Below are 26,710 nucleotides of genomic sequence, written 5' to 3' on the forward strand. Positions count from 1 at the left end.
AGTAAGTATCACAGATTATTAAATCTTGCTCTTTTAATCGATTCTTCAATTTTATTAATAATTTGTTCAGCCACACGCAATGCTTTTAGTCCATCGTAACCTGTAACAGGTGGAACGGTATCGTTCAGTACAGATTCTGCAAACAATTGAAGTTCATACTGCAATGGATTAATATTCACACTTTCAGGGCGTTCAATAATAACAGTTCTTTTTTTATCTTCAATTCCAATTTGACCTATTGGAATAGCTCCCGGTTCAGGAATAATTCCCTGAGGCATTAATCGTATAATTTCCGTTGAGCCTTCTATGAAATCTACCGAAAAATAAGTATCCTGCTGAAACATGCGCATCTTACGCATTCTTTTTTGAGAAATTCGGCTTGCTGTAACATTTGCAACAGCGAAGTTCTCAAATTCAATTCTGGCATTGGCAATATCGATATTATTCGATACGACAGAAATACCGCTAGCACGTATTTCTTTAATTTCGCTTTTGATTAAACTCAGTATTATGTCGATATCATGAATCATCAGATCGAGGATAACTGCAACGTCGGTACCTCGAGGATTGAATTGAGCCAAACGATCAGACTGAATGAACATCGGATTTAATTCGTATTTTTCGAGTGATACAAGTGCGGGATTAAAACGTTCGATATGCCCGACCTGAAACTTGAGTTTCTTTTCGTCGGCAATTGCCACTAATTCTTCTGCTTCCGAAATACGCGCCGTTATTGGTTTTTCCACGAAAACGTGTTTGCCATAGCCGAAAGCTTTCTTTACCAGTTCATAATGTGCACTTGTTGTTGCTACAATTACGACCGCTTCCGATTCGTTTATTAATTCATCCATATCCTGGTATTGTTTTACACCGAACTCTTCCGATACATTTTTCGATTTTTCGAAGTCTTTGTCGTAGACACCACACAATTCAACGTTATCGAGTTCTTTCAGTAATTTAACGTGAATTCTTCCGAGATGTCCCGTACCAATTACACCTATTTTTAGTTTATTCATAATTCACCGAGATTATTTTATTATAACCAATTATTTTGTGATATGCCCCGTAATCCGGGCTTTTATAATAAATGAAAATATGATATTCATTTACCGTTTCCCAAAAATTTCCTTCGAGAGAATACCAGTCGGGTTGTGTAATATCGTAGGCAGTTACATATTGATAATCGTAAATCCCGCGTTTAAGTTCTACTGTTAAAAAGAGTAACCCGTTATCGTCGTACATTTCGTACTCAGGTAGAATACGCCAGTTGTTAAAAGCACCCGTAAGATAAACAGGAGCTTTTATCTCTTCGTGTGGTCGAATTCTAAAGGTAACATCAAGATATTCTGCGTAATCGCTTTTGTAATTTGTAAGAATCGATCCCCCATTTAAATCTTCTTTTCTTTTATGAAAGAAATCGGAAGTCTCAATTCCTTCGTACTGTGCATAGACTTCTTTCCTGTTATAAATATCATAATTCCTCAAATCCGTTTGACGGTACTCATTACCGGGACGAATATTCCTTGCTACATATTTAAATTCGTTATTGCCATTCCATTCAAAAAAACACTCGTCATTTACATGTGACGGATCGATTATAATGGGATAGTCGATTTTCCTATTCTCAATTATTTCGACTCCCAGTATTTCCGATGCATAAAGTGTGTCAGGAATTGTGAATTCAGTATTAATCGATATAGTTCTGGCAAGTGATGGAATATCAGGTTCATCACCTTGAAAGCGTTCTTTGTGTAAAATTGTTTTCGGTTTTATCTCTGAATAGACCACATAAAAATTTCCTTCTGCATAAATAAACGATGGATCGTGTGAATCCGTAATATAGAACTTCCATTTACCGGAAAAAGGGAATGTGACATTTTTATTCGGGAAAATTCCGTAGTAATGATATTGTGCTCCTTCAATGTGAAGCGGAAGTCTTTGAAAATTTAGATAATATTCCGTGTTATATCTTTGATTTAATAAGAAGACATTTTCATAAGGTTTCCAATCTTTGTCGCAGAAGCGGAAAACAATATTCAAACTGGGAACTTCCTTGGCATTAATGTCGAATTCGATTGTAATAGTCTGAATCGGTCTGGCGTATGCATCGATTAAAGGAAAAGAAGTTTCGTCCCCGGTAGAATAAACTTTCAAGCTTTTAATCTCGAAATCGGCAGCGTCAATTACTCTATAAAACAGGAGTAAAAATATCAGAAAATTTCTACGCATTTTATCGAGCTAAATGGTACGAATATATTGAATGTTTTATCTTCTCTTTTGGCCTCGAGTAAAAGTCCATCGTCAAAGGCACCGACTAATTTTCCGGTCTTAAATACTATTTCGTAAAATGCCGGATGTTCAGAATCTTCCTTGCCGTAGACTACACCGTAGTTTTCATTCATTGTAATGTTGAGAATTTTGCCTGTAAAGTCAGACCAGTTGAGTTTCATATTAATTATTCCCAAATATTTTTTACACGAAGTTAAAACTATATAAAAAAGCAAACTTTTACAATTAAATGGCAACTAACTGGATTCAATAAATCTTTAGAATTGAGAAATGCGTTATGAGATAATAACATGTTTTTGGTCTTTGAATAAAAAATCCCGCCGATGGCGGGATCCTTAATAAAGGGTGAATATTCCTCCCGTTAAAATCAAGATTACCTCTCTTTTACGATGATATCTCCTCCCGAAGTTGTAGCATACAATTTATTGCCTCCTTTATTAAAACGTGCTTCATATTTATCTCTTTTAACTGAAATTACTTTAGCATTCGGATAGTCACAGTCAATATTACCGCCCCAACTTTCCAGGAGGACATCGGCATCGATGTTTAAAGGTAAATTAATAATTATATCGCCACCAGATGTGGAAGCATTAATACCTTTGAATTCTCCGGTAAGGTCGACCATAATATCTCCGCCTGAAGTTTCTGCATTGAGGTAACCATCATGCGAGTTAATTCTAATATCGCCTCCTGAAGTTGAAACTTCCAAATTACCATCAACCGATTTAACTGTTATATCGCCGCCGGAAGTTGAAGCGGAAACATTGCCATGATTTTTATCGATAACTATATCGCCACCGGAGGTTTCTGCCAGAAGCTTCCCTTTCGTATTAACAATTTTAATATCTCCGCCGGAAGTTTCGAGTCTTTTATCTCCATTTACCGAATAGATTTCAATATCACCACCCGAAGTTTCAATTTCTACTTTGAAATCTGAAGGGGTCTTTACATCGACAAGCGTGCCTCCCATACTATTGAACCAATCGAAAAATCCATTCCGTTTTTTCTTAACTATCACTTTTATTCCATCTTCAGTCTTTTCAAAATCCACTTTTACCTTTGAAGCAGCTTTTTTACTCCCTTTTACCGTTACTTCAACTCGACTTTGGTCCCACGAGGAGACTTTTACATCGCTGCCGGAAGCTTCAACGTAAAGAAGTTCGCCGGCTGAAACATCGAAAGTTTTCTCGGCTATTATATTTTGCGCCTTCAAGTAACTGAACGATAAGAACAACAGACTTAAAATTGCTAATGTTTTTGTCATCTGTCTCATTTTGTCATCTCCAGCTTATTTTATATTTTTTGAAAGTATTTTTAATTCACACTGTTTTAGACTTGTTAAGGATGTAAAAGTTATACTATGGCGGTAAAATTTTTTATTGTGTTTATTGGAGCCGGTTTTGGAGGAAGTCTTCGTTATTACGTATCGGCGATTTTTTACAAAATATTTCCAGTTTTATTTCCGGTTGGAACGCTGGCAGTTAATTTTCTGGGGAGCTTTATTCTTGGATTATTAATTTATGGATTAGACGAACGCGAATTGTTGTCGTCAAATATGAAGTTATTACTCGGCGTGGGATTTTGCGGAGGATTTACAACTTTTTCTACCTTCTCGCTTGAAACTTTGAATCTATTGAAAGAATCGCAATTTCTTTTAGCCGGATTAAATATATTCCTGAATGTATCGATATCACTCATCGGAGTATATACAGCATACATTATAACGAGGTAAAAGATGCGAATTTCAGGCGAAGCAAAACTTCTCAGAATTTTCGTTGGTGAATCCGACAAAAGCGGTACAATTACAGTTTATGAAAAGATAGTTCTCGAAGCACGTAAGTCGAATTTAGCTGGTGCCACTGTTTATAAAGGAATAATGGGATTCGGAGGTTCCAGTAGAATTCACACGGCTAAGTTTCTACGCCTCTCTGAAGACCTTCCACTTGTTATCGAAATAGTGGACGAAGCCGAAAAAATCGAAAATTTTATTCCAATAGTCGAAAAAATTTTCGAGGAATCAAATTCAGGTGGTTTGATTACATTAGAACGAGCTGAAATAATCAAGTACACAGCAAACAAATGAAAATTATTCGGAATTCATTCTTCTTTTTGTTCCTATCTGTCCATATACTTTTTTCTCAAAATGCTAATCCGTATAATCTCGACCAGTTCGCAAAAGAAACCACCGACTTTATTAAGGTTCCTTTTAATGCCAACAAGAACGACTTTCTTATTCTCGGAATTATAAGTGCGGGCACTTACCTATCAATGCAAATTGACCAACCGGTAAGAGATGTCGTGTTAAAAAATCAAAAATACCATTCTTCTCTACCAATGAAATTCGGGAAAATGTGGGGTGAACTTTATATGGCTCCAGCTATTGCACTTTTGACCGGTTTGTACGGCAATTTATCGGGCAATAAAACGTATTCGAAAATCGGTTTTGAAATCGCTCAAACAATTCTCTATTCAGGAATGATTACAGGATTTATTAAAATTGCAGCCGGGCGCGCAAGACCTTTTACTGACAAAGGTTCATCATTCTATAAACCATTTACTTTTTTTAATGACGATTACCATTCACTGCCTTCGGGGCATGCTACTCTTGCATTTGGACTTTCTACCGTCCTTTCAAATAATACAGAATCGGACTACTTAAAAATTCTTTTTTATCTCCCTGCAATATTAACCACAATATCGCGAGTTTATCACGACAATCACTGGACTTCTGACGTTCTGCTCGGTGCTGCTGTTGGATATTTCACCGCCCGCTGGATTTATAATAAACACCACAATTACAATTCGAACACAAAAATTGGTTTAATGCAAGACGAGCAATTCAACTGGATTTATATAAAAATTAATTTTTAATTCTTGGGGGAGAAAAATAATGAAGAAGCTTCAGTTAATAATAATTTTATTATTAATTACCTTCACTTCGAATGCACAGGTTCGACTTCCCAAATTGATTGGCGACGGTATGGTTTTGCAGCGCAATACGCCGCTTAAAATATGGGGCTGGGCTTCGAAAGGCGAAAAAGTCAAAATAAAATTTGTCGATACGGTATTTACAACTACTACCTCAAATAAAGGTGAATGGCAGATTATCATTCCACCGAAGAGTGCAGGCGGACCCTATAAAATGGAAATCACAGCTTCAAATAAAATCATTATTGATAACATCTTAATCGGTGATGTATGGGTCTGTTCTGGACAGTCGAATATGGAATTGCCGATGAGCAGAGTTGAACCGCTTTATAAAGATGTAATTGCAAATTCAAACAACAAATTTATTCGTCAATTTTATGTGCCGCGCAATTATTGCTTTACAGAAAGAAAGGAAGATTTCTCAGATGGTAAATGGATCTCTACAAATCCCCGTACCGTTTTGAATTTTACCGCTGTCGGTTATTTCTTTGCAAGGTACTTGTATGAAAAATACAATGTACCAATTGGACTGATAAATGCGAGTCTGGGAGGATCGCCTGCCGAAGCATGGATGAGCGAAGAGGCTTTGAAAGAATTTCCCCAACATTATGAAGAACTACAAAAATTCAAAGATTCCAGCCTAATTGAAAAAATCAGAATAAACGATAGCATTAGAATTAATAATTGGTATACGACGCTAAGAAGGAATGATGCAGGGTATAGTAACCCCAATATGCCCTGGTATTCGGTTGATATGAATATATCTGACTGGGATTCGATTTTGATCCCAGGCTACTGGACAGGCACTCCCCTTGAAGGGAAAAACGGAGTTGTTTGGTTTAGAAAAGAAATCGAATTACCGGATACGTTTGATAAAAGTTCAGCTCTTCTTTTATTAGGCAGAATAGTCGATGCTGATTCAGTTTTTATTAACGGTAAATTTGTTGGCACAGTCAGTTATCAATATCCTCCGAGACGCTACCAGATTCCCGAAGGAATTCTTAAAACAGGGAAAAATCTAATTACTGTTAGAGTAATCAGCAATATCGGTTCAGGAGGGTTTGTTCCCGATAAGCCATACGAGCTTGTATTAAGCGATACAACAATTGACTTGAAAGGTTATTGGAAATACAAAGTTGGGGCAGTAATGCCACCTCTTGAAAGTCAGACTTTCATTATGTGGAAGCCAGGTGGTCTTTTCAATGCAATGTTAGCTCCTCTACTAAATTATAGAATTAAAGGAGTTATATGGTATCAGGGAGAATCGAATGCTGAGAGACCATTCGAATACAGGCGGCTTTTCCCCGCTCTAATACGGGACTGGCGAAACAACTGGAACATCGGGAGTTTTCCTTTTTTATTTGTTCAACTTGCAAATTTTATGGAACACGATTCAGTGCCATCAAACAGTAATTGGGCTTTACTGCGCGAAGCTCAAGCAAAAGCTCTCGAACTTCCAAATACTGGAATGGCTGTAACTATTGACATCGGTGAATGGAACGATATTCATCCACTCAATAAAAAAGATGTTGGCAAAAGATTGGCATTAGCAGCAATGAAAATTGCATACGGCGAGGACATAACATATTCCGGCCCGATCTATAAATCGATGGAAATCGACAGCAATAAAATAATCATTAGCTTTTCGCATACGGGCAGTGGACTCGTTTGTAAGGGAGATGAATTAAAACATTTTGCTATTGCTGGCACCGATAAAAAATTCGTATGGGCAAAAGCGGCAATCAAAGGTGATAAGGTAATTGTATGGAGTGATGAGATAAAAAATCCTGTTGCAGTTCGTTATGCCTGGGCTGATAATCCCGAAGGAGCAAACCTTTACAATAGTGAAGGTCTTCCTGCCTGCCCCTTTAGAACAGATGAATGGTAGTTAAACTTTGAAATTCTATTCGAAAGATTAATTGTGGGTAGTCAAAAGAATCAGTAAAAAAGAAAGGCTGCCACGAAATGGCAGCCTTTTAATCATCAATAATTTTTTAACTCATGCGATAGTTTTGTGATTGCTTCTTTTGCGTCGCCGAAATACATCAATGTATTAGGATAGAAAAAGAGTTCATTTTCGATTCCAGCATAACCTACATTCAGCGAGCGTTTATTAATTACAACTGTTTTGGCATAATCGACATTGAGAATTGGCATACCGTAAATTGGACTGTTTTTATCGTGGCGTGCAGCTGGATTTACGACGTCATTGGCTCCAATTATAAGTGCAATATCGGTATTTGGGAAATCGTCGTTAATTTCTTCCATTGCAAGCATTTTGTCGTATGGAATATTTGCTTCTGCAAGCAGTACATTCATGTGTCCGGGCATTCTACCTGCAACTGGATGAATTGCAAATCTTACTTTTTTACCTTTCGATTCAAGTAAATTATACAGGTCTCTTACAGCATGTTGAGCTTGTGCCACTGCCATTCCATAGCCTGGTACAATTATGATCGATTCGGCAGCGTCGAAAATCATAGCAAGTTCTTCAGCATCGACTGATTTAACCTGACCTTTAGGCGATACGCTTGTAGTAGCTGTTCCAGTGGCACCAGCAGATTCCCAACCGCCAAGTACAACATTCATCAAAGATCGGTTCATCCCCTTGCACATTATGTTTGTTAGAATAATTCCTGAAGCTCCTACCAGAGCGCCTGCAATAATCAGTTCGTTGTTTTGCAATACGAAACCAGTGGCAGAGGCTGCTAATCCTGAATATGAATTCAACAATGAAATTGCAACTGGCATATCAGCGCCTCCAATTGGTAGCACAAGCAGTACACCGAGCAATAGTGACACAAAACCAATTCCAAGTACAAGCCATTCCAGTTCAGGTACCATTACAAAATAAACTCCACCTAAAATAACCAGCAACAAAAGGAGGGCATTTAAAGGATGCTGCAGCGGGTATCTAACTACTTTTCCTGTTACTATGCCCTGAAGTTTGCCAAAAGCAATTAACGATCCAGTAAACGTAACGCCACCAATTAAGATACTGAGTACAAGTGTAATATTTGTTTGAATATTGTGAGTATACATTTCAAAATTGACCACCTTATAGTATTCCGAAAATGCAACAAGCATAGAAGCACCGCCTCCGAAACCATTCAACAATCCAACCATTTGTGGCATTCCTGTCATTGGCACTTTGATTGCCATAACAGAACCGATAAATGCGCCGATTACAAATCCGATGATTATCCACTCATATGTCAGAACGTGCTGATCGAGTAGAGTAACTACTATTGCAATAAACATACCCAGCGCCGAAAGAAAGTTCCCTTTCCTTGCAGTCTTGGGTGAACTCAGATATTTAATTCCCCAAATGAATAGTACTGACGATATTAAATAAGCAATCTCTATAATGATTCTCATTTTTCAGCTCACTTTTTTTTGAACATTTTTAACATTCTGTCGGTTACCAGAAAGCCCCCAACAACATTGATGGTTGCAAATATCATTGCCACCAAACCCAGTATTGTGCTGACTGTAAATTCTTCAAGTCCAGCACTTAAAATTGCGCCGACTATCGTAATTCCTGAAATTGCATTTGAACCGGACATCAACGGCGTATGAAGCGTAGGTGGCACTTTTGTTATCAACTCGAAACCGACAAATATTGCTAATACAAAAACATATATCAGCATTATTAATCCTAAACTTTCCATTATATTAACCTCTTATTTAATTATTGAATTAATGCTTTGGTTCTTTCGTGCACAATCTGTCCATCTTTAACTATAGTTGCTCCCCCAATTATTTCATCCTCCAGATTATGATTAAACTGACCATCTTTGCTTGTATATTCGATTAGATTAAGCAGATTCTTGGCATACATTTCACTGGCATGATATGGCACCAGACTTGGTAAATTCGATTCTCCTATAATTGTGACGTCATACTTAACAACTGTTTTCCCCTTTTCGCTTATTTCGCAATTGCCTCCGAATTCAACTGCCATATCGAGGACTACGGAACCCGGTCGCATCTTTTTTATCATTTCTTCTGTGACTAAGATTGGCGCTTTTTTACCAGGGATAAGTGCAGTTGTAATTACGATATCCGCTTCAGTTATATGTTTGAATATCAGTTCCTTTTGCTTTCTGAGAAATTCTTCCGATTGTTCTTTTGCGTATCCACCTGAATCCTGCATCGACTCGTCGGTAGGTACTTCAATAAATTTGCCGCCAAGGCTCTGAACTTCTTCCTTAACCTGAGGTCTGACGTCGGAAACTTCGACAACAGCGCCGAGACGTTTTGCAGTACCGAGAGCCGAAAGTCCCGCAACACCCGCTCCCATTATCACAACTTTTGCAGGTGATATAGTACCTGCGGCGGTCATCATCATTGGAAATATTTTATGCAAGTAATTAGCCGCAAGTATAACACTTTTATAACCCGCAATATTTGCCTGCGAACTGAGTGCATCCATTCGCTGCGCAAGTGTCGTTCTTGGAATTGCATCCATTGAGATTACGTTAATTCCAAGTTCTGCAGCTTTTTTTGCGACTTCGGGAAAATGAAGCGAATAAAAGAACGAAATTAAAAGAGTCCCCTTCTTCATTAATTCAAGCTCGTGTTTTCCCTTTTCGGGATGTTCAATCGGACGTTGGACTTTCAATACTATTTCTGCCTGAGAATAGAGTGAATCAATGTTGTTGACTATCTCGGCGCCGGATTCTTTGTACTTTTCGTCCGGAAAGCCAGCTTTCATCCCTGCGCCTGTCTCGACTATTACTTTGTATCCTTTTTTAATGAGTCGGGAGGCTACATCGGGAACTATCGCCACTCTGTTCTCGCCCGCCATTATCTCTTTTGGAACAGCAATAACCACTTTATATCTCCTGTTTATTTTTATTAGCATTTCTAATTTAATAATTACTCAATAGAAGACAAACCAAAATCAAAGCTTGAGCAAAATTTAATAAGATAGAAGAATTTGATATCCTCTTTCTTGACAATCATACATTCAAGTATTATTTTGCTCACAAACTTTTTGAAGACTAATGCTTACTGAATTCGGAAAAATTCTAATATTCATAATATTTGCTGCAATCTTTGTAATAGTTACACTGTTTGTAGCAAAAATTGTTAGGCCAAATCGACCAACTTTTGAAAAACTAAAAATCTACGAATGCGGTGAAAACCCGGAAGGCTCGCCTTGGGTCAAATTTAACATCCGCTTTTACGTTGTTGCTCTTATCTTTCTAATTTTTGACGTCGAAGTGGTTTTGCTTTTTCCATGGGCGCTGGCTTATAAGGAAATGGGATTTTACGGTTATTTAATTGGAATAATATTTTTATTATTACTTGTTTTAGGAATGGCTTACGAATGGCAAAAAGGCGACCTCGAATGGGCTCGTCCCAAACCCAAACCGCCTAAACTCAACGAAATCCTGAAAAACAAGACTAATTAATCATGGGAATATTAGATAAAGAATTTTCTGACGGCAATATTGTTATTACAAAAGTAGAAGATTTATTCAATTGGGCACGTCTCTCTTCCATATGGCAATTAGGATTTGGTCTGGCGTGTTGTGCAATTGAAATGATGGCAACTTCGGCATCACACTACGATTTTGATAGATTCGGTGTAATTCCCAGAAATACTCCTCGCCAGGCTGACGCAATTATTATATCAGGTACAGTAACACTCAAAATGGCTACACGAATCAAGCGCCTTTATGAACAAATGCCCGAACCAAAATATATCATTTCAATGGGAAGCTGCGCAAATTGTGGCGGACCATACTGGGACCATGGTTATCACGTTTTGAAAGGAGTCGACCGCGTTATTCCAGTAGACGTATATGTGCCAGGTTGTCCTCCACGGCCGGAAGCTTTGTTGGAAGGACTTCTCAAACTACAAGAAAAAATCAGACACGAATCATTAACTAAAAAGAAAGCATGAAAACCCCCGAAGAAATATTTTACATACTAAAGAATAATTTCAATGACGATATCATCGGTATCGAAAAAGATAAACCAACAGAACCGATTATTTCAGTTAATCCTTCTTCGATAAATAAAGTTTGTCTTTTTCTTAGAGACAATGAGGAATTGAAATTCGATAGTTTGATGAATCTCTCCGGAGTAGACGACGCCAACGGTGAAAAGGTTAAAGATAACGACGGCAGCGAAATTATTAAAGGTGGAACTCTAAGTGTTTATTACCATCTTTATTCAATTGAATACAAACATAAAGTCACTCTTAAAATTTCAACACCACGGGAGGATCCCCGGGTCGAATCAGTTGAATCCGTCTGGAAAAGTGCAAATTGGCATGAACGGGAAGCTTACGATATGTTTGGGATAATCTTCAATAATCATCCTGATCTACGAAGAATTCTTATGCCGTATGACTGGGATGCAGGTTATCCTCTCAGAAAAGACTATAAAAATCCTGAATTTTATCAAGGAATGAAAGTTCCTTATTAACAATAAACTTACTTATTATGGCACTGAAAACTGAAACTATGATATTAAATATGGGTCCACAGCACCCTTCTACACATGGTGTGCTTCGACTCGAACTTGAACTCGAAGGCGAATTAATCGTTGACGTTAAACCACACATTGGTTACCTGCATCGATGTTTCGAAAAACACGCCGAAGCAATGACATATCCCCAGGTTATTCCTTATACCGACCGTATGGATTATCTCGCATCGATGTACAATAATTTCGGATATGTTCTCGCAGTCGAAAAATTACTCGGAATCGAAGTTCCTGAACGTGTCGAATATATTCGTGTTATAATGGGCGAGCTCCAGAGAATTGCTTCGCACCTGGTTGCAATTGGAACTTATGGACTCGACATTGGCGCATTTACACCGTTCCTTTATTGCTTCCGTGACCGTGAAAAAATTCTCAACCTTTTTGAAATTACATGCGGCGCACGTCTCCTCTATAATTATATGTGGGTCGGAGGACTTTCCCACGATATTCATCCCGATTTCGTACGACTTACAAAAGACTTTATAAAAGAATTCAGACCTACAATCAAAGAACTCAACGATTTACTCTCTTACAATAAAATTTTCATCGAAAGGACAGCAAACATTGGCGTTTTACCTCTCGACACGGCAATTAATTACGGCGTAACGGGTCCAAGTTTAAGAGGAAGTGGACTTGCCTTCGATTTACGAAAAGAAGAACCATATTCAATTTACGACCGCTTCGATTTCGAGATTCCTGTCGGTAAGGGTCTTATGGGAACAGTTGGTGACTGCTGGGATAGATACTATGTTCGCGTACTTGAAATGGAACAGAGTCTCCGGATAATCGAACAGGCAATCGACAAAATTCCAGATGGTGATGTTCATTCTGCGATTCCACGTAGAATTAAACCTCCAGTTGGCACTGTTTATCAAAGAGTTGAAAATCCGAGAGGCGAACTCGGTTACTTTATAATTAGCGACGGTTCCACAAATCCGTTCAGAGTTAAAGTTAGGGCACCTTCATTCGTCAATCTTGAAGTGCTCGGCGAACTTTGCAAAGGTCATCTGGTAGCAGATGTAGTTGCAATTTTAGGTAGTATCGATATAGTATTAGGCGAGGTGGACAGATAATGTACCAGGCACTTTACAATTTAACAGGCAATACGATTATCTCGACATTAATTGTTGCATTAGTACCCTTAACGATCATTTTACTCTATGCGTTATTTGCCATCTGGCTTGAACGAAAAGTATCGGCTCATATGCAGGACAGGCTTGGACCAATGCGCACAGGCTGGCATGGCTGGCTTCAAACTATTGCCGATATGATTAAGATGATTCAAAAAGAAGATACAATTGCAGCAGATGCCGACAAAAAATTATTTAACATAGCACCCGTACTTGTATTTTCCGGTTCGTTCGCCGCTTTTGCAGCTATCCCATTTTCGAGCGCTATTATTGGAAGTGAAATTGAAGTTGGACTTTTTTACATAATTGCAATTTCTTCGTTAGTGGTTGCCGGAATCTTAATGGCAGGCTGGTCTTCAAACAATAAATATTCACTGCTGGGTGCTATGCGTTCAGCAGCTCAGATTGTTAGTTATGAAATCCCAACGGCTTTAGTTGTTCTGACTATGGTAATGTATACTGGCACACTAAGCCTCGATAAAATAAGTCAACAACAGACGGCATATTTCTGGAATTGGAATCTTTTCGGCGGGCCAGAATTCGAAATCTCAAAATTCATATTAATTCCCTTCATGTTTGCAGGTTTTATAATAATATTCATCAGTACACTTGCCGAAGTGAATCGTACCCCATTTGACATTCCAGAAGCAGAGTCAGAGCTCGTTGCAGGTTATTTTACTGAATATTCGGGTATGAAGTGGGGTATGTTTATGTTAGCAGAATACGCAAATATGTTTGCCGTATCAGCTGTAGTATCAATTTTATTTCTGGGAGGATATCAATCGCCGTTCGGATATCTTGGCAATACGATCGGAATTGAATGGCTTGTTCCGATCGAACAATTGTTCTGGTTCATTTCGAAGACTTTATTCTTCGTTTTTGTACAGATGTGGTTAAGATGGACGCTGCCACGTTTACGAGTTGATCAACTAATGACTGTATGCTGGAAATATCTTATACCGTATGCAGTAGCTAACTTAATCATTGTTGGAATAATCACATTACTATAAACAAAGCGATCAAGTAATGAAAGAATATTTGAAAAATACATGGCAGGCTCTTTATACCGTGATAGTGGGTATGAAAATTACATTAAAACATCTTTTCACGCCTGCTGTTACAATACAGTATCCCGATGTAAAAGTTGCACTCCCCGAACGTGTTAGGAACAGACTCTATGTAAATATCGACGATTGTATCGGCTGCGACCAGTGTTCAAGAGCTTGTCCTGTAAGTTGTATTACAATTGAAACTGTAAAAGCCCTGCCTGGTGAAGATTTAGGAACTACATCCAACGGTAAGAAAAAAGCATTATGGGTTACAAAGTTTGATATCGACTTTGCAAAATGCTGCTATTGTCAACTGTGTGTATTCCCCTGTCCCACAGAATGTATTTACATGACCGACGTTTATGAATTTTCCGAATACGATAGACGCAATCTTGTTTATCATTTTTCAAATTTAACTGAAGAAGAAGCCGCCGAGAAAAAGGCAAATTTTGAAAAATTTCAGGCAGAAAAAGAAGCAGAAAAAGCTGCCACTGTTAAACAAAAAGAAGATAAAAATCTGAATTGATATGAATTATTTTGACATTATTTTTTATCTATTTGCAATTATTACCGTTGTTTCGGCTTTTATCGTCGTCACAACGCGGAATATTGTCTACTCGGCTTACAGCCTTTTGTTGACTTTATTCGGTATTTCGGGAATTTATGTATTGCTCGGAGCTGACTTCCTGGCTGTAGTACAAATTATGGTTTACGTTGGTGGAATTTTAATTTTGTTGCTTTTCGGCGTCATGCTTACCAATAAAATTACAAGTGTTGATATTCGAACCGGTACTATTCACCTTCTCCCTGCTGCCATTGGTAGCGGTATTCTGCTCGGGATATTATGGGCTGTTATGACGTGGACAGACTGGAAAACATACGACACTCAAATTCCGTCAACAACAATTTTCGGACTTGGCAAAATACTGATTACAAATTACGTTCTTATTTTCGAGCTGCTGGCTTTGCTTCTTCTTATTGCGCTTATTGGTGCAGCTTCAATTGCACGTAGAGAAGAAACCGAAGAGAATAACTAATTCTGGATAATTATATGCATGTAGGTTTAACACATTTTCTAATAGTTAGCGCAATCTTATTCACACTCGGAATTTACGGTATCGTTACGCGTAAAAACGCAGTAATGGTTCTCATGGGTATTGAACTGATTCTTAATGCTGCAAACATTAATTTCGTGGCATTTTCTCGGTACGGAAATTTTGGATTGAGTGGACAGGTAATTGCTCTTTTTATCATAATATTGGCTGCTGCCGAAGCAGCTATTGCCCTGGCAATTGTGCTTAATATTTATAAAACATTTTCTAATGTAAACGTAGACGAAATCGACAAATTAAAAGAATGATTATGACAGAATCTTTATTAGTAAACCTATCGGTGGTCGTACTCTTTTTACCGTTACTCGGTTTTGCAACTCTTATCTTTTTCGGTAAAAAGATTCCAAAACTATATCTTTTCGAAGTTGGAATTCTTTTCGTAGCCCTGATTCTATCGATCTTTATAATGTATGGTAAGTTAGCTTACTTTATAGATTCGGACATTATTTCTAAATTTAGATGGATCTCCTTCAGCGCCGCTCCCCTTTCGGGTTACGTAAATATTGAACTTGGAATCAAGCTGGACAATATTGCTGTAATAATGCTCGTCGTGGTAAACATTATCAGCTCGCTTGTTCATCTCTATTCAATTGAGTACATGCATGGTGATAAAAGATACACTCGATATTTTGCATACCTTGGCATCTTTACCTTCTCGATGCTCGGCATTGTATTGACAGACAATATTTTGATGATGTATATCTTCTGGGAACTGGTTGGTCTTTCGTCTTATTTGTTAATCGGATTCTGGTTCGAAAAGAAATCGGCTGCAGATGCTTCTAAAAAAGCATTCATTGTCAATCGCGTCGGCGATATTGGAATGTTCGTCGGAATATTGATACTCTTCTATAATTACAATACTTTCTCATTTGATTCGATATTTGAAAAAATTTCCGCCGGTATACTACCCTTTGGCAGCGAAGCCTGGCTAACTGCCGCAGGAATACTCGTATTTATGGGTGCTGTGGGGAAATCGGCACAATTCCCGCTGCATGTGTGGCTTCCTGATGCAATGGAGGGTCCAACGCCTGTCAGTGCTTTAATTCATGCGGCAACTATGGTTGCGGCAGGTGTTTATCTCGTCGCACGAATTTTTGTAATGTTAACTGCAGATGCGATGCTTGTCATTGCTGTTATCGGAGCAATTACCTCTTTTATTGCAGCAACTATTGCAATTACTCAAAATGACATTAAAAAAGTTCTGGCTTATTCCACTATTTCACAACTCGGTTATATGATAATGTCTCTCGGCGTCGGAGCATATGCATTTGCATTTTTCCATCTTGTTACACATGCGTTTTTCAAAGCCTGTTTGTTCCTTGGTTCAGGTTCTGTAATTCATGCAATGCACCACGAGCAGGATATTCGTTATATGGGCGGACTCAGAAAGAAAATGCCCATAACTTATATAACATTTCTCATTTCAACATTGGCTATTTCCGGCATACCGTTGACTTCTGGATTCTTAAGCAAAGATGGAATTCTTGCAGGTACACTTGTATTCGGCAAATTGACCGGTCACTGGTTAATACCATTATTTGGATTTACGGTTGCAGCACTAACTGCATTCTATATGTTCCGACTGGTAATTCTCACATTTCACGGTGAACCGAGAGACCAGCATAAATACGACCATGCACACGAATCACCTTTCGTAATGGCTGCACCACTGGCTATACTGGCAACACTATCGATCTTTATTTTTTATACTCCAAATCCAATAGCACCCGACGCCGGATGGTTCTTAGGAAATTGGGTAAAGACCCCTGAGCAAGTAACACCGCATACTACACGTTTTGATTTTATGATTCCTTCGGAAAACAATACTCACACACATTCTGAAATTATAAACTCCGAATTATATACTGAAACAATGCACTGGGCACATTACCCGGCAATGTTTATGTCCCTGTTACTTGGCGGATTGGGAATACTTATCGCATTTGTTTTCTATCAATGGCGCAAAGTGGATGTAGATAAATTAACAGAAAAGATAAAACCACTCTATCAATTTTCGCTCAACAAGTGGTATATTGACGAACTCTATAAAGCTACTTTTATCGGTCAAACTTTGAATTTTAGTAAAGCACTCGCATGGTTTGACAACAATGTTATTGATGGAATCGTTAACGGATCTGCATATATTACTCGTTTCGTTTCAAAATTAAGCGGCCTTTTCGACACTTATGTTATTGATGGTCTGGTCAATTTTTCCGCTTTCTTCAGCGGTTTCCTCGGTTTGACATTTAAGAAATTGCAAACAGGTAAAGTCCAGACTTACGTTGTTCTGGTTGTATTTTCAGTTATAATACTAATGTTTTTCTTTAAACCGTTTTAGATTACTGATTTATTAAAAATTAAAAAAACAGGTTATTAGATATGGTGGGATTTCCGATACTTTCATTTATTACTTTTCTCCCGATTGTCGGGATGATTATAATACTCTTTTTGCCGAAGGAAAAACAAAATTCGATACGGTATACAACTTTGGCAATAACCGCTCTGCAGGTAGTGCTGGCAATCATTCTTTTGAGCAATTATAATTATTCGGCAGCGGGAGTATTCGAAGAGAAATCTTTCCAATTCATAGAAAAATTCAGGTGGATTGAAATTACAGGTATTTCCTGGCTCGGAACTGTTAAGGTCGATTACTTCCTCGGTATTGACGGCATAAGTATGCCAATGGTACTTTTGACAGCAATAATTACTTTCATCGCAACAATTTCTTCCTGGAACATCGAAAAATCAGTCAAAGGATATTTTGCACTTTTCTTATTGCTCGACACTGGCATGATGGGCGTTTTTGTAGCTCTCGATTTCTTCCTGTTCTATATTTTCTGGGAATTAATGTTATTGCCGATGTATTTCTTGATTGGTATCTGGGGTGGTCCAAGAAAAGAATACGCAGCCATCAAGTTCTTTATCTACACTTTGTTTGGAAGCGTCTTTATGCTTCTGGTGATGATTGGACTCTACTTTAGTGCTACGGAAACACTGGTAGACGGTTCGAAAGTATTTACATTTAATTTACTGGCATTAATGAATCAGAGCAACTTTACTCCAGACGGTATCCTTTCACCTTTCAATCCTCATAATTTGAGATTCATAGCTTACCTGGCATTGTTTGTCGGTTTTGCAATCAAAATACCGATGTTCCCTTTCCACACGTGGTTACCCGATGCTCACGTAGAAGCTCCAACACCGATCTCAGTGATTCTTGCAGGTGTGCTATTAAAAATGGGAACATACGGAATTTTAAGAATAAGCTATCCCATATTCCCCGAAATTACAAGAAATTTAATCTGGTATATTGCACTTTTCGGAATGATAAATATAATTTATGGAGCGCTCGTTGCTCTGGCTCAAAAAGATTTCAAAAAATTAATTGCTTATTCTTCCATTTCACACATGGGTTATGTATTGCTTGGAATGGCTTCACTAAATTCAACTGGCATCAACGGAGCAATATTGCAAATGTTCAATCACGGAACAATTACAGCTATGCTCTTCTTGATAGTTGGAGTTGTATACGATAGAGCGCACACTCGCGGTATTTACGATTTTGGCGGTCTGGCAACACAAATGCCAGTTTACTCGGGATTTGTTACTGTAGCATTTTTTGCAGCTATTGGCTTGCCTGGTTTAAGCGGATTTATTTCTGAAGCCCTTGTATTCGTAGGTGCTTTCAGTGTCAATTTCATACGAGTACTTACAATTATTTCAACACTCGGAATTTTGCTCGGCGCAGGCTATATGCTCTGGACTTTACAGCGTATTTTCCTGGGACCTTTGAATGAAAAATGGTCATCATTGCCTGACCTGGATAAACGTGAGTATTTTATGTTCGTGCCTTTATCAATGATTATAATTTTCCTTGGCGTTTATCCTTCTGCCATGCTCGATATTATGAACGCCTCAGTAAATACTCTGGTTAATTTTATTCATTCTAACGTTTCGACCACATTAAGCGGGTTTTAAACATTGATGGAAATGACAAATTTATATCAATCGTTAAATTTAATTTTACCTGAACTGGTTCTCTCAGTTGTTTTAGTAATCCTTGTTACAGCTGACTTGATTTATCACAATAACAAAGCTCCTGTTAAATTCATTGCCATATCAGGAATTGTAGTTTCATTTTTCTTTTTATTATTCAATTTCGATACTTCAGGATTTGCTTTCACATTCAGCAATACTATACGCAATTTTGGTTTAGTTACAATCGATAGTTTTGGCCATTTTTTCAAACTGATCGTACTCACTTCATCTTTCTTAGTTGTTATATTTTCATTTTCGTCAATTGAATTGAAAGAAGCCGAAAATAGAATCGGAGAATATTATGCATTGATTTACGGAATGATTATCGGAATGTTCTTTATGATTTCTGCTTCCGATTTAATATTGATTTATTTATCGATGGAAATGTTGTCATTATCGTCTTATGTTCTCGCAGGATTTTTAAAAATTAGAGAAAGAAACAGCGAGGCTTCGCTTAAATATTTGATATACGGCGCAGTATCTTCAGGTTTAATGCTTTTTGGTATATCCATCCTCTATGGAATGACAGGAAGTACCAATCTTTACGTTATTAATTCTCTTATTCAGGGACCAAATATAAATCTCTTAACACTTTCATTTGCAATAATCCTGATTTTTGCAGGCATCGGATATAAAATATCTTCGGCTCCTTTCCACTTCTGGACACCCGACGTTTACGAAGGAGCGCCTGTTACAATAACTGCATTTCTCTCCGTAGCAAGTAAAGCAGCAGGATTTGCTTTATTGATACGGTTTATCAAAACTACATTCGTTTCTTTTACCGATGCCAGCGGCTCCTGGAATTTGATTAATGTTTTTGAATGGCAATCCGTGCTTATCGTTATTTCGATTTTAACAATGACACTGGGCAATTTTTCAGCTCTCTGGCAGGATAATATGAAAAGAATGCTGGCTTATTCAAGTATTGCGCATGCCGGTTATATGATGTTAGGCATACTCGTACTTTCAAATCAAGGTTTGCTTGCTGTGTTAATTTACTTTGCATTCTACCTGCTAATGAACCTCGGTGCATTTCTCGTAGTTATGCTAATTGCTAATAAAATTGGTACAGAAGATATTAATTCGTATAACGGATTGGGTTATACTTCTCCGTTTTTGAGTGTTTCGCTTGCAATCTTCTTAGTATCGTTAACTGGTATTCCCCCGACGGCTGGATTTATCGGTAAACTATATCTCTTTATTGCACTGGTCGATTCAAAGATGATTGCCGTTGCTGTTATAGCATTGCTAAACACTGTAGTTTCGCTTTATTATTATATCCGTGTATTAAAGCATATGTACCTGGTAAAACCCCCAATTGATACACCAGTTATTAAACCAAATATAATCGAAACCATTGTAGTGCTTGCACTTGCTGCACCCGTAATATTATTCGGAATTTACTTCCAGCCCGTAGTCGATTTTGCAAAAAACTGTCTTGTAATTCTTGGAATGTGACACACAACGATATGTTTATTCTTTAGCTGATATTATTCTGCTTATAAATAATCGATAATTTTATAAAACAATTATCAGTCTATTTTTTATAGGAAGCCCTACATTTAGTTCTAGTAAAGTTTAATACTGCTTTTCTCTTTTTTTATCTTCAATATTACCTGTAACATAAACTGTTATTATTTTACTAATACCAATCGATGGGTAAAAGTGTCTTTTTATTGTATTAATCTAAGCCTGTTAAGTTTTTCGACGACATCAGGGAAGCTATCATATCAATAAATTGCTTGTATTACGATCCATTATATGTTTTATATATTTTTGGTGGGTCAATCTAAATTCTTTCAAAATAATCATAAAATTTGTATGCTATTACTATTTTTCTTTGAATTCATTTTGCTTTTCTGCTATTCATCTATTCATCGAAAAAAATAAAGCTGATTTTTATATTATAACAAAACAAAAAAGGCAGCATCTCATCAAGAGAAGCTGCCTTTGTATTTTTACTGTCTGTCAAAGATTTTAGAGGATATGGAAGACAACTGTAAGTCCCGACATAACAATGGCGACCATACTCATTAATTTAATAAGAATGTTAAGGCTGGGACCGGAAGTATCTTTAAATGGATCGCCGACGGTATCGCCGATAACGGCTGCTTTATGAGCACTTGACCCTTTCCCACCAAGATGACCTTCTTCAATATATTTCTTTGCATTGTCCCATGCACCGCCTGAATTTGCCATAAAGATTGCTAATACGAATCCAGCACCTAAACCACCGACCAGTAATCCCATTACACCAGGCACTCCAAATATAATTCCAGTTACAATTGGTGCAAGGATGGCGAGCATAGAAGGTAATACCATTTCGTGTTGAGCACCCTTTGTTGAAATAGCCACGCAACTTGCATAATCGGGTTCAGCTTTTCCTTCGAGAATTCCTTTAATTTCTCTGAATTGACGACGTACTTCGTCGACCATTTTACCAGCTGCTCTTCCAACGGCGTTCATCGTAAGACCGCAGAACATGAAAGCCATCATTGAACCGATGAAAACACCAATAAGAACATTTGGATTCATCAGGTTGATATTATAGTAATTCATGAAATCCATAATAGAAGCTTTTTGCGTTTCAATTGTCGTACCGCCTATTTGTATTAAAGTTTGGCCAGCTCTAATTAAACCAATTTTCACTTCTTCAACGTAAGAAGCCAATAAAGCAAGAGCTGTTAGAGCTGCCGAACCAATAGCAAACCCTTTGCCGGTAGCAGCAGTTGTATTTCCAAGAGCATCAAGAGCGTCGGTTCTTTTACGTACTTCTGGACCAAGTCCACTCATTTCTGCATTACCGCCAGCATTATCGGCAATCGGTCCATAAGCGTCGGTTGCCAGTGTAATACCAAGGGTTGAAAGCATACCTACCGCAGCAATACCGATACCATAAAGTCCCATGTTTATATTTGTGACATCGAATCCCGTTGCAAATAAAAATGCAAGAATAATTCCAATAGCCACTGCCAGCACAGGAATTGCAGTCGACAACATACCTACACCTAACCCAGAAATTATAACTGTAGCAGGGCCTGTTTGGGAAGAGTGTGCAATCTTTTGTGTTGGCTTATATGAATGCGAAGTATAGTACTCAGTTGCCTTACCAATAACAATACCTGTAACAAGTCCTGTTACAATTGCCCCCCAAATCCCCAGAGCATTGTCCAGACCAAGCAAATTAACAATTACAAGAGAAAATACAACAATGAGTACAGAACTGAAATTTATACCACGTGATAATGACTTCAATAGATCTTTTTGTGTTGCATCTTCTTTTGTTCTAACGACAAAGATACCTACGATGGATAAAATAATACCGACAGCAGCTACGAGCATTGGTGCTAAAACAGCTTTCATCTGGAGTTCAGGAGCATCAACGAATGCAGCTGCTCCAAGAGCCGCGGTTGCAAGTATAGAACCGCAATACGATTCATAAAGGTCGGCACCCATTCCAGCTACATCTCCTACATTGTCGCCGACATTATCTGCTATCGTAGCAGGATTACGCGGATCGTCTTCAGGGATACCGGCTTCAACTTTTCCTACGAGATCTGCTCCAACGTCAGCAGCTTTTGTAAAAATACCACCTCCTACTCTCGCAAAGAGAGCTTGAGTTGAAGCGCCCATTCCGAATGTTAACATAGTAGTTGTTACTACTACTAAATTGTGAGCATCGGTAGCAGCAGGGTAAGCTGTATTAAGAATCAGGAACCAGATGGATATGTCAAGCAATCCAAGACCAACAACAACAAGTCCCATTACAGCACCACTGCGAAAAGCTACACGGAGACCTTTATTTAAAGATTCCTTCGCTGCATTTGCCGTACGTGCGGATGCATATGTCGCAGTTTTCATTCCGAAAAATCCAGATAATCCGGAGAAGAAACCGCCCGTGATAAATGCAAATGGAACCCATGGATTCTGAACATTGAAACCATAGGCAAGAATTAAAAAGATAACCATGATTACAATGAAAAAGAGACCGACAACTTTATATTGTTGTCTTAGATAAGCCATAGCTCCCTTACGTACGTATGAAGCTATGCTTTTCATTTTGTCAGTGCCTTCGCTTTCTTTCATCATTTGTGAAAAGAAAAACCAGGCAAATCCGAGAGCTAGAATTGAGGATACAGGAACAAGCCAAAATATACTACTTACCATAATAACTCCAACGATTGTTTTTAGATAAAGTTAATTCTTGATTCTCCCCCATCTTTCTATGAACCTAATTATATATTTTGGTGTTTATCATATTTTGAAAAAAATATATTACACAAAATTATAAAAAAATTAGGATAAATTTAACTTCTTTTTTAATTCATATCATTTTTTTAGTTTGCGACTCAATATTAATTAAATTATTTAGGAGATAAAATGAATTATCTGGATGAATTGAAAAACTCAAAAATTATTTTTCTCAACTTTATGAAAGGTAAATACCCTATTGAAGAAAAATCGAATCTATTCTTACGCGACCTACAATATGCAATAAAAGCATATTTTGAATCGAAGGATATAAAATTATCATACACAGAACTGGAAAAATTAGCTTACGAATTTTCTGATTATTTAGTTACTGAAAATATTTTAAAGAAAATTTCTCACAATACGTGGTTTTTGAATTTTTTACCTTCAGATAACGTTTCAAATAATGCAGCATAAAATTAGAAAGGAACAAAAAATGACTACTGATATAAATATTAAATCAGAGATAGATATAACAGAAAAAGCAATCAATGAAGTAAACAGAATTAAAAAAGAAAATAATATCCCGGAAAATTTTGGATTACGTGTTGGAGTTAAAGGCGGTGGATGTTCGGGATTAACTTACCAACTTGGATTCGATGCCGAACCCAAAGAAGGAGATACAGTAATTGAAAAAGGAGGCTTGAAATTATATGTAGATGGAAAGAGTCTCTTTTATCTAAGCGGTACAGTACTGGACTTCAGCGATGGACTCAATGGGAGAGGTTTTGTATTTAATAATCCGAATGCAAAAAAAACATGCGGTTGCGGAGAATCATTTGGAGTTTAAGATGGAACGTCGAAATTTTTTGAAGAAAGCAGGACTTTTTTCGCTTTCTCCTATCATAATTCAATCAGAAGCTTTTATAAATAAATTTAACTCAATAAATAAGAGGAGTAAAACAAAAATGAGCAAATTCGAATTACCTGAATTACCCTATGCATTTAACGCTCTTGAACCATACATAGATGCACTCACAATGGAGATTCATCATGGTAAACACCATGGGGCTTATGTGAATAATCTAAACAAAGCCGTTGAAGGAACCGAATACGAAGGGAAAACTCTTGAAGAATTATTTAAGAATGCATCTCAAATCCCTGCTGCTATCCGTAATAACGGAGGTGGACATTATAATCATACACTCTTCTGGCAAATAATGGGTCCAAATAAAGGCGGCGAACCAACTGGAGCTCTGGCCGATGCTATCAACGGAACTTTCGGCTCGTTCGATAAATTCAAAGAGATCTTTAATAATGCAGCAGCAACCCGTTTCGGTTCTGGTTGGGCATGGCTTGTTCTGAGCAACGGAAAATTAGTTGTAACATCGACTCCAAACCAGGATAACCCACTTATGGATGTTTCCGATGTTCAGGGCTTTCCTATTATGGGACTGGATGTATGGGAACATGCATATTATTTAAAATATCAGAACCGCAGACCCGAATATATTACAAATTGGTGGAATGTAGTTAATTGGGAAGAAATTGCCAAACGATTTGATTCAGCTAATAAATAAAGTTATTCTAAAAGGTCATCTCTTTATTGAGATGACCTTTTTTATAAACTTCCTGTAAATTTGAGTCTATTAATGGCACGAGCCAGAGCAGCTTCAGCTCGTTTTATATCAATATCATTTGAATGACTTCTTAATCTTTCTTTTGCCCTTTGATATGCTCCTTTAGCTCTTTCAATATCAATTTCATCTTTCGATTCAAAACTATCGGCAAGAATTAAAACACGATTTTCGAGAACTTCGACTGTGCCGCCGCCTGTTGTAAATTCAGAAGTTAATTCACCTTGTTTAATTTTTATGCGTCCAACTTCGAATGTACTGAGAAGCGGAGCATGGTTAAAAAGAATTTGAAAGCTGCCTAATGTACCGGGTACTGTTACTGCATTGACCATCCCTTTGAAGGCTACTTTCGAAGGTGTTATTATTTCGAGCTCAAAGTTTTTCATTTCTGTAATCTTTTAGCTTTTTCAACGGCTTCTTCAATTGTTCCTACATAAAGGAATGCCTGTTCTGGTAGATCGTCGTATTTACCTTCCAGTATTTCCTTGAAGCTTCGAATAGTATCCTCCAGTTTAACATATTTGCCTGGAGTACCGGTAAATTGTTCTGCCACATGGAAAGGCTGACTGAGAAATCTTTGAATTCTCCTTGCGCGTCTTACAATTGTTTTATCTTCTTCGGATAATTCATCCATTCCAAGGATATTAATAATATCCTGCAAATCTTTGTATGACTGTAATATTTCTTTTACCTGTTGAGCAACACTGTAGTGCTCCCAGCCAACAATATCAGGTTGAAGTATTCTCGAAGTTGAATCGAGTGGGTCTACAGCAGGATAGATACCGAGTTCAGCAATTTGACGACTTAGTACAGTAGTTGCATCGAGGTGAGAGAATGCTGTGGCTGGTGCAGGGTCTGTCAGGTCGTCTGCAGGGACATAGATTGCCTGGACAGAAGTAATTGATCCTTTTGACGTAGAAGTAATGCGCTCTTGCAGTTCACCCATTTCCGTTGCAAGATTGGGTTGATATCCTACAGCAGAAGGCATACGCCCTAACAGAGCAGAAACCTCGGAACCAGCTTGAGTAAATCGGAAAATATTGTCGATAAAGAGAAGAACGTCTCTGCCTTCCTCATCACGGAAATATTCTGCGATTGTCAGCCCCGTTAATCCAACTCTTAATCGAGCTCCTGGTGGCTCGTTCATCTGACCAAATATAAGGGCAGTTTTAGATAAAACGCCTGATTCTTTCATTTCAAGCCACAAATCGTTGCCTTCACGTGTTCTTTCTCCAACACCTGCAAAAACAGAATAACCGCCATGTTGCTTTGCAATATTATGTATTAATTCTTGAATAATAACTGTTTTTCCTACTCCCGCTCCGCCGAATAATCCTGTCTTGCCACCTTTAGTATAAGGTTCTAATAAGTCAATGACCTTGATGCCTGTTTCAAACATTTCCTGCTTTGTAGATAGATTTTCAAATTTTGGTGCGTGGCGGTGAATCGGGTATCTTTTATCAGATTTAATTTCACCAAGTCCATCAATTCCTTCGCCAATAACGTTGATTAATCTACCCAGAGTCTCTGGTCCAACGGGGACAGAAATCGGGTTGCCGGTATCGTAAGCTTTCATTCCCCTTACAAGACCGTCAGTTGTATCCATTGCAACTGTTCTAACGCGACTTTCTCCTAAATGCTGCTGAACTTCAACAATAAGTTCTTCTTCCTGACCTTCCAGATTGGTACGGGGTATTTTAATTGCGTTATAAATTTCTGGTAAATGTCCGTCCTCAAAATCGATGTCGACGACAGGACCGATAACCTGAACGATAATTCCTTCTTTCAAAGCCATTTTATTTTCTACCTATTTTGAAAAATTTTGATGTTAAAAT

General features: G+C 37.8%; 28 protein-coding genes. 18 read left to right on the forward strand and 10 right to left on the reverse strand.

Translation table 11 applies throughout. The features are described from left to right. Positions 1–8: 8 nt before the first annotated feature. From ACSSV9_RS04375 to ACSSV9_RS04390, 4 genes are all read right to left on the reverse strand, one after another. On the reverse strand, positions 9–1,016 hold the full coding sequence (locus ACSSV9_RS04375; protein WP_437346012.1) for a Gfo/Idh/MocA family protein: 1,008 nt from the start codon (positions 1,014–1,016) through the stop codon (positions 9–11). Continuing rightward, positions 1,009–2,229, reverse strand: coding sequence for a type IX secretion system plug protein (locus ACSSV9_RS04380; RefSeq protein ID WP_437346013.1), 1,221 nt, complete (start codon positions 2,227–2,229; stop codon positions 1,009–1,011). Before ACSSV9_RS04380 ends, ACSSV9_RS04375 begins: the two co-directional genes overlap by 8 nt. Continuing rightward, positions 2,211–2,450, reverse strand: a complete 240-nt coding sequence (locus ACSSV9_RS04385; protein ID WP_437346014.1) for a hypothetical protein — start codon at positions 2,448–2,450, stop codon at positions 2,211–2,213. The genes ACSSV9_RS04380 and ACSSV9_RS04385 overlap by 19 nt, the downstream gene beginning before the upstream one ends. 212 nt (positions 2,451–2,662) lie before the next feature. Next, positions 2,663–3,562: a DUF4097 family beta strand repeat-containing protein gene (locus ACSSV9_RS04390; RefSeq protein WP_437346015.1), complete on the reverse strand. Its 900-nt coding sequence runs from the start codon at positions 3,560–3,562 to the stop codon at positions 2,663–2,665. 87 nt (positions 3,563–3,649) lie between these two features. Here ACSSV9_RS04390 and crcB point away from each other — a divergent pair, with 87 nt between their 5' ends. Genes crcB through ACSSV9_RS04410 form a run of 4 tightly spaced genes read left to right on the forward strand, consistent with a single transcriptional unit; the run spans position 3,650 to position 7,105 of the window. Beyond that, a complete protein-coding gene (crcB, locus tag ACSSV9_RS04395) occupies positions 3,650–4,021 on the forward strand; it encodes a fluoride efflux transporter CrcB (protein WP_437346016.1) in 372 nt (123 codons plus the stop codon). A gap of 3 nt (positions 4,022–4,024) precedes the next feature. Next, entirely contained in the window at positions 4,025–4,372 is a 348-nt protein-coding gene (locus ACSSV9_RS04400) for a DUF190 domain-containing protein (protein WP_437346017.1), read from the forward strand. After that, positions 4,369–5,160: a phosphatase PAP2 family protein gene (locus ACSSV9_RS04405; protein WP_437346018.1), complete on the forward strand. Its 792-nt coding sequence runs from the start codon at positions 4,369–4,371 to the stop codon at positions 5,158–5,160. The genes ACSSV9_RS04400 and ACSSV9_RS04405 overlap by 4 nt, the downstream gene beginning before the upstream one ends. A gap of 19 nt (positions 5,161–5,179) precedes the next feature. Further along, positions 5,180–7,105 carry a sialate O-acetylesterase gene (locus ACSSV9_RS04410; RefSeq protein ID WP_437346019.1) on the forward strand — a complete coding sequence of 642 codons (1,926 nt, stop codon included), beginning with the start codon at positions 5,180–5,182 and terminating at the stop codon, positions 7,103–7,105. 95 nt (positions 7,106–7,200) lie between these two features. Here the strand turns inward: ACSSV9_RS04410 and ACSSV9_RS04415 are convergent, their stop codons facing one another. The 3 genes from ACSSV9_RS04415 to ACSSV9_RS04425 are packed head-to-tail and all read right to left on the reverse strand — an operon-like array spanning position 7,201 to position 10,054. Beyond that, positions 7,201–8,595: an NAD(P)(+) transhydrogenase (Re/Si-specific) subunit beta gene (locus ACSSV9_RS04415; protein ID WP_437346020.1), complete on the reverse strand. Its 1,395-nt coding sequence runs from the start codon at positions 8,593–8,595 to the stop codon at positions 7,201–7,203. An 8-nt stretch (positions 8,596–8,603) separates the two neighbouring features. Further along, entirely contained in the window at positions 8,604–8,888 is a 285-nt protein-coding gene (locus ACSSV9_RS04420; RefSeq protein WP_437346021.1) for an NAD(P) transhydrogenase subunit alpha part 2, read from the reverse strand. 20 nt (positions 8,889–8,908) lie between these two features. Then, the gene (locus ACSSV9_RS04425; protein ID WP_437346148.1) at positions 8,909–10,054 is read right to left on the reverse strand and encodes a Re/Si-specific NAD(P)(+) transhydrogenase subunit alpha; all 1,146 of its coding nucleotides are present in this window, start codon (positions 10,052–10,054) and stop codon (positions 8,909–8,911) included. Between the two features lie 172 nt (positions 10,055–10,226). Here ACSSV9_RS04425 and ACSSV9_RS04430 point away from each other — a divergent pair, with 172 nt between their 5' ends. The 11 genes from ACSSV9_RS04430 to ACSSV9_RS04480 are packed head-to-tail and all read left to right on the forward strand — an operon-like array spanning position 10,227 to position 20,505. Further along, entirely contained in the window at positions 10,227–10,637 is a 411-nt protein-coding gene (locus ACSSV9_RS04430; protein WP_437346022.1) for an NADH-quinone oxidoreductase subunit A, read from the forward strand. A gap of 2 nt (positions 10,638–10,639) precedes the next feature. After that, positions 10,640–11,131 (forward strand): NADH-quinone oxidoreductase subunit B, encoded by a 492-nt coding sequence (locus ACSSV9_RS04435; protein ID WP_437346023.1) that lies wholly within the window; start codon positions 10,640–10,642, stop codon positions 11,129–11,131. Further along, positions 11,128–11,658: an NADH-quinone oxidoreductase subunit C gene (locus tag ACSSV9_RS04440; RefSeq protein WP_437346024.1), complete on the forward strand. Its 531-nt coding sequence runs from the start codon at positions 11,128–11,130 to the stop codon at positions 11,656–11,658. The genes ACSSV9_RS04435 and ACSSV9_RS04440 overlap by 4 nt, the downstream gene beginning before the upstream one ends. Positions 11,659–11,675: 17 nt before the next feature. Beyond that, positions 11,676–12,791, forward strand: a complete 1,116-nt coding sequence (locus ACSSV9_RS04445) for an NADH-quinone oxidoreductase subunit D (RefSeq protein WP_437346025.1) — start codon at positions 11,676–11,678, stop codon at positions 12,789–12,791. Next, on the forward strand, positions 12,791–13,858 hold the full coding sequence (gene nuoH, locus ACSSV9_RS04450; RefSeq protein ID WP_437346026.1) for an NADH-quinone oxidoreductase subunit NuoH: 1,068 nt from the start codon (positions 12,791–12,793) through the stop codon (positions 13,856–13,858). Before ACSSV9_RS04445 ends, nuoH begins: the two co-directional genes overlap by 1 nt. A gap of 16 nt (positions 13,859–13,874) precedes the next feature. After that, on the forward strand, positions 13,875–14,423 hold the full coding sequence (locus ACSSV9_RS04455; protein WP_437346027.1) for a NuoI/complex I 23 kDa subunit family protein: 549 nt from the start codon (positions 13,875–13,877) through the stop codon (positions 14,421–14,423). Between the two features lies 1 nt (position 14,424). Next, complete coding sequence (locus ACSSV9_RS04460) at positions 14,425–14,934, forward strand: NADH-quinone oxidoreductase subunit J family protein (protein WP_437346028.1); 510 nt, start codon at positions 14,425–14,427, stop codon at positions 14,932–14,934. Between the two features lie 14 nt (positions 14,935–14,948). After that, positions 14,949–15,257 (forward strand): NADH-quinone oxidoreductase subunit NuoK, encoded by a 309-nt coding sequence (nuoK, locus tag ACSSV9_RS04465; protein ID WP_437346029.1) that lies wholly within the window; start codon positions 14,949–14,951, stop codon positions 15,255–15,257. Then, complete coding sequence (nuoL, locus tag ACSSV9_RS04470; RefSeq protein ID WP_437346030.1) at positions 15,254–17,347, forward strand: NADH-quinone oxidoreductase subunit L; 2,094 nt, start codon at positions 15,254–15,256, stop codon at positions 17,345–17,347. Before nuoK ends, nuoL begins: the two co-directional genes overlap by 4 nt. A 41-nt stretch (positions 17,348–17,388) precedes the next feature. Beyond that, positions 17,389–18,987, forward strand: coding sequence for a complex I subunit 4 family protein (locus tag ACSSV9_RS04475; protein ID WP_437346031.1), 1,599 nt, complete (start codon positions 17,389–17,391; stop codon positions 18,985–18,987). Positions 18,988–18,999: 12 nt separating this feature from the next. Beyond that, positions 19,000–20,505, forward strand: a complete 1,506-nt coding sequence (locus ACSSV9_RS04480; RefSeq protein ID WP_437346032.1) for an NADH-quinone oxidoreductase subunit N — start codon at positions 19,000–19,002, stop codon at positions 20,503–20,505. Positions 20,506–21,024: 519 nt separating this feature from the next. Here ACSSV9_RS04480 and ACSSV9_RS04485 read toward each other — a convergent pair. After that, complete coding sequence (locus ACSSV9_RS04485) at positions 21,025–23,214, reverse strand: sodium-translocating pyrophosphatase (protein ID WP_437346033.1); 2,190 nt, start codon at positions 23,212–23,214, stop codon at positions 21,025–21,027. Positions 23,215–23,427: 213 nt separating this feature from the next. Between ACSSV9_RS04485 and ACSSV9_RS04490 the strand changes: the two genes are divergently transcribed. From ACSSV9_RS04490 to ACSSV9_RS04500, 3 genes are all read left to right on the forward strand, one after another. Next, complete coding sequence (locus ACSSV9_RS04490; protein WP_437346034.1) at positions 23,428–23,715, forward strand: hypothetical protein; 288 nt, start codon at positions 23,428–23,430, stop codon at positions 23,713–23,715. Between the two features lie 19 nt (positions 23,716–23,734). After that, on the forward strand, positions 23,735–24,088 hold the full coding sequence (locus ACSSV9_RS04495; RefSeq protein WP_437346035.1) for a HesB/IscA family protein: 354 nt from the start codon (positions 23,735–23,737) through the stop codon (positions 24,086–24,088). 118 nt (positions 24,089–24,206) lie between these two features. After that, entirely contained in the window at positions 24,207–24,818 is a 612-nt protein-coding gene (locus ACSSV9_RS04500) for a superoxide dismutase (RefSeq protein WP_437346036.1), read from the forward strand. 41 nt (positions 24,819–24,859) lie between these two features. On the opposite strand, the gene ACSSV9_RS04505 is transcribed toward ACSSV9_RS04500, so the two are convergent. Both ACSSV9_RS04505 and atpD read right to left on the reverse strand, forming a co-directional pair. Further along, positions 24,860–25,261, reverse strand: a complete 402-nt coding sequence (locus tag ACSSV9_RS04505; protein ID WP_437346037.1) for a F0F1 ATP synthase subunit epsilon — start codon at positions 25,259–25,261, stop codon at positions 24,860–24,862. After that, positions 25,258–26,670, reverse strand: coding sequence for a F0F1 ATP synthase subunit beta (gene atpD, locus ACSSV9_RS04510; protein WP_437346038.1), 1,413 nt, complete (start codon positions 26,668–26,670; stop codon positions 25,258–25,260). The genes ACSSV9_RS04505 and atpD overlap by 4 nt, the downstream gene beginning before the upstream one ends. Positions 26,671–26,710: the final 40 nt, after the last annotated feature.

It is taken from the genome of Melioribacter sulfuriphilus (genome assembly GCF_051488685.1).
Lineage (GTDB): Bacteria > Bacteroidota > Ignavibacteria > Ignavibacteriales > Melioribacteraceae > Melioribacter.

What these genes read in the sequence shown, in the direction of transcription:
- crcB (WP_437346016.1), top strand. Translation starts at nt 3,650, where the DNA reads ATGGCGGTAAAATTTTTTATTGTGTTTATTGGAGCCGGTTTTGGAGGA.
- ACSSV9_RS04485 (WP_437346033.1), bottom strand. Translation starts at nt 23,214, where the DNA reads ATGGTAAGTAGTATATTTTGGCTTGTTCCTGTATCCTCAATTCTAGCT.
- ACSSV9_RS04420 (WP_437346021.1), bottom strand. Translation starts at nt 8,888, where the DNA reads ATGGAAAGTTTAGGATTAATAATGCTGATATATGTTTTTGTATTAGCA.
- ACSSV9_RS04490 (WP_437346034.1), top strand. Translation starts at nt 23,428, where the DNA reads ATGAATTATCTGGATGAATTGAAAAACTCAAAAATTATTTTTCTCAAC.
- ACSSV9_RS04455 (WP_437346027.1), top strand. Translation starts at nt 13,875, where the DNA reads ATGAAAGAATATTTGAAAAATACATGGCAGGCTCTTTATACCGTGATA.
- ACSSV9_RS04430 (WP_437346022.1), top strand. Translation starts at nt 10,227, where the DNA reads ATGCTTACTGAATTCGGAAAAATTCTAATATTCATAATATTTGCTGCA.
- ACSSV9_RS04445 (WP_437346025.1), top strand. Translation starts at nt 11,676, where the DNA reads ATGGCACTGAAAACTGAAACTATGATATTAAATATGGGTCCACAGCAC.
- ACSSV9_RS04460 (WP_437346028.1), top strand. Translation starts at nt 14,425, where the DNA reads ATGAATTATTTTGACATTATTTTTTATCTATTTGCAATTATTACCGTT.
- ACSSV9_RS04495 (WP_437346035.1), top strand. Translation starts at nt 23,735, where the DNA reads ATGACTACTGATATAAATATTAAATCAGAGATAGATATAACAGAAAAA.
- ACSSV9_RS04435 (WP_437346023.1), top strand. Translation starts at nt 10,640, where the DNA reads ATGGGAATATTAGATAAAGAATTTTCTGACGGCAATATTGTTATTACA.
- atpD (WP_437346038.1), bottom strand. Translation starts at nt 26,670, where the DNA reads ATGGCTTTGAAAGAAGGAATTATCGTTCAGGTTATCGGTCCTGTCGTC.
- ACSSV9_RS04380 (WP_437346013.1), bottom strand. Translation starts at nt 2,229, where the DNA reads ATGCGTAGAAATTTTCTGATATTTTTACTCCTGTTTTATAGAGTAATT.
- ACSSV9_RS04505 (WP_437346037.1), bottom strand. Translation starts at nt 25,261, where the DNA reads ATGAAAAACTTTGAGCTCGAAATAATAACACCTTCGAAAGTAGCCTTC.
- ACSSV9_RS04400 (WP_437346017.1), top strand. Translation starts at nt 4,025, where the DNA reads ATGCGAATTTCAGGCGAAGCAAAACTTCTCAGAATTTTCGTTGGTGAA.
- ACSSV9_RS04475 (WP_437346031.1), top strand. Translation starts at nt 17,389, where the DNA reads ATGGTGGGATTTCCGATACTTTCATTTATTACTTTTCTCCCGATTGTC.
- ACSSV9_RS04405 (WP_437346018.1), top strand. Translation starts at nt 4,369, where the DNA reads ATGAAAATTATTCGGAATTCATTCTTCTTTTTGTTCCTATCTGTCCAT.
- ACSSV9_RS04415 (WP_437346020.1), bottom strand. Translation starts at nt 8,595, where the DNA reads ATGAGAATCATTATAGAGATTGCTTATTTAATATCGTCAGTACTATTC.
- nuoH (WP_437346026.1), top strand. Translation starts at nt 12,791, where the DNA reads ATGTACCAGGCACTTTACAATTTAACAGGCAATACGATTATCTCGACA.
- nuoL (WP_437346030.1), top strand. Translation starts at nt 15,254, where the DNA reads ATGATTATGACAGAATCTTTATTAGTAAACCTATCGGTGGTCGTACTC.
- ACSSV9_RS04500 (WP_437346036.1), top strand. Translation starts at nt 24,207, where the DNA reads ATGAGCAAATTCGAATTACCTGAATTACCCTATGCATTTAACGCTCTT.
- ACSSV9_RS04440 (WP_437346024.1), top strand. Translation starts at nt 11,128, where the DNA reads ATGAAAACCCCCGAAGAAATATTTTACATACTAAAGAATAATTTCAAT.
- ACSSV9_RS04385 (WP_437346014.1), bottom strand. Translation starts at nt 2,450, where the DNA reads ATGAAACTCAACTGGTCTGACTTTACAGGCAAAATTCTCAACATTACA.
- ACSSV9_RS04480 (WP_437346032.1), top strand. Translation starts at nt 19,000, where the DNA reads ATGACAAATTTATATCAATCGTTAAATTTAATTTTACCTGAACTGGTT.
- ACSSV9_RS04410 (WP_437346019.1), top strand. Translation starts at nt 5,180, where the DNA reads ATGAAGAAGCTTCAGTTAATAATAATTTTATTATTAATTACCTTCACT.
- ACSSV9_RS04390 (WP_437346015.1), bottom strand. Translation starts at nt 3,562, where the DNA reads ATGAGACAGATGACAAAAACATTAGCAATTTTAAGTCTGTTGTTCTTA.
- nuoK (WP_437346029.1), top strand. Translation starts at nt 14,949, where the DNA reads ATGCATGTAGGTTTAACACATTTTCTAATAGTTAGCGCAATCTTATTC.
- ACSSV9_RS04375 (WP_437346012.1), bottom strand. Translation starts at nt 1,016, where the DNA reads ATGAATAAACTAAAAATAGGTGTAATTGGTACGGGACATCTCGGAAGA.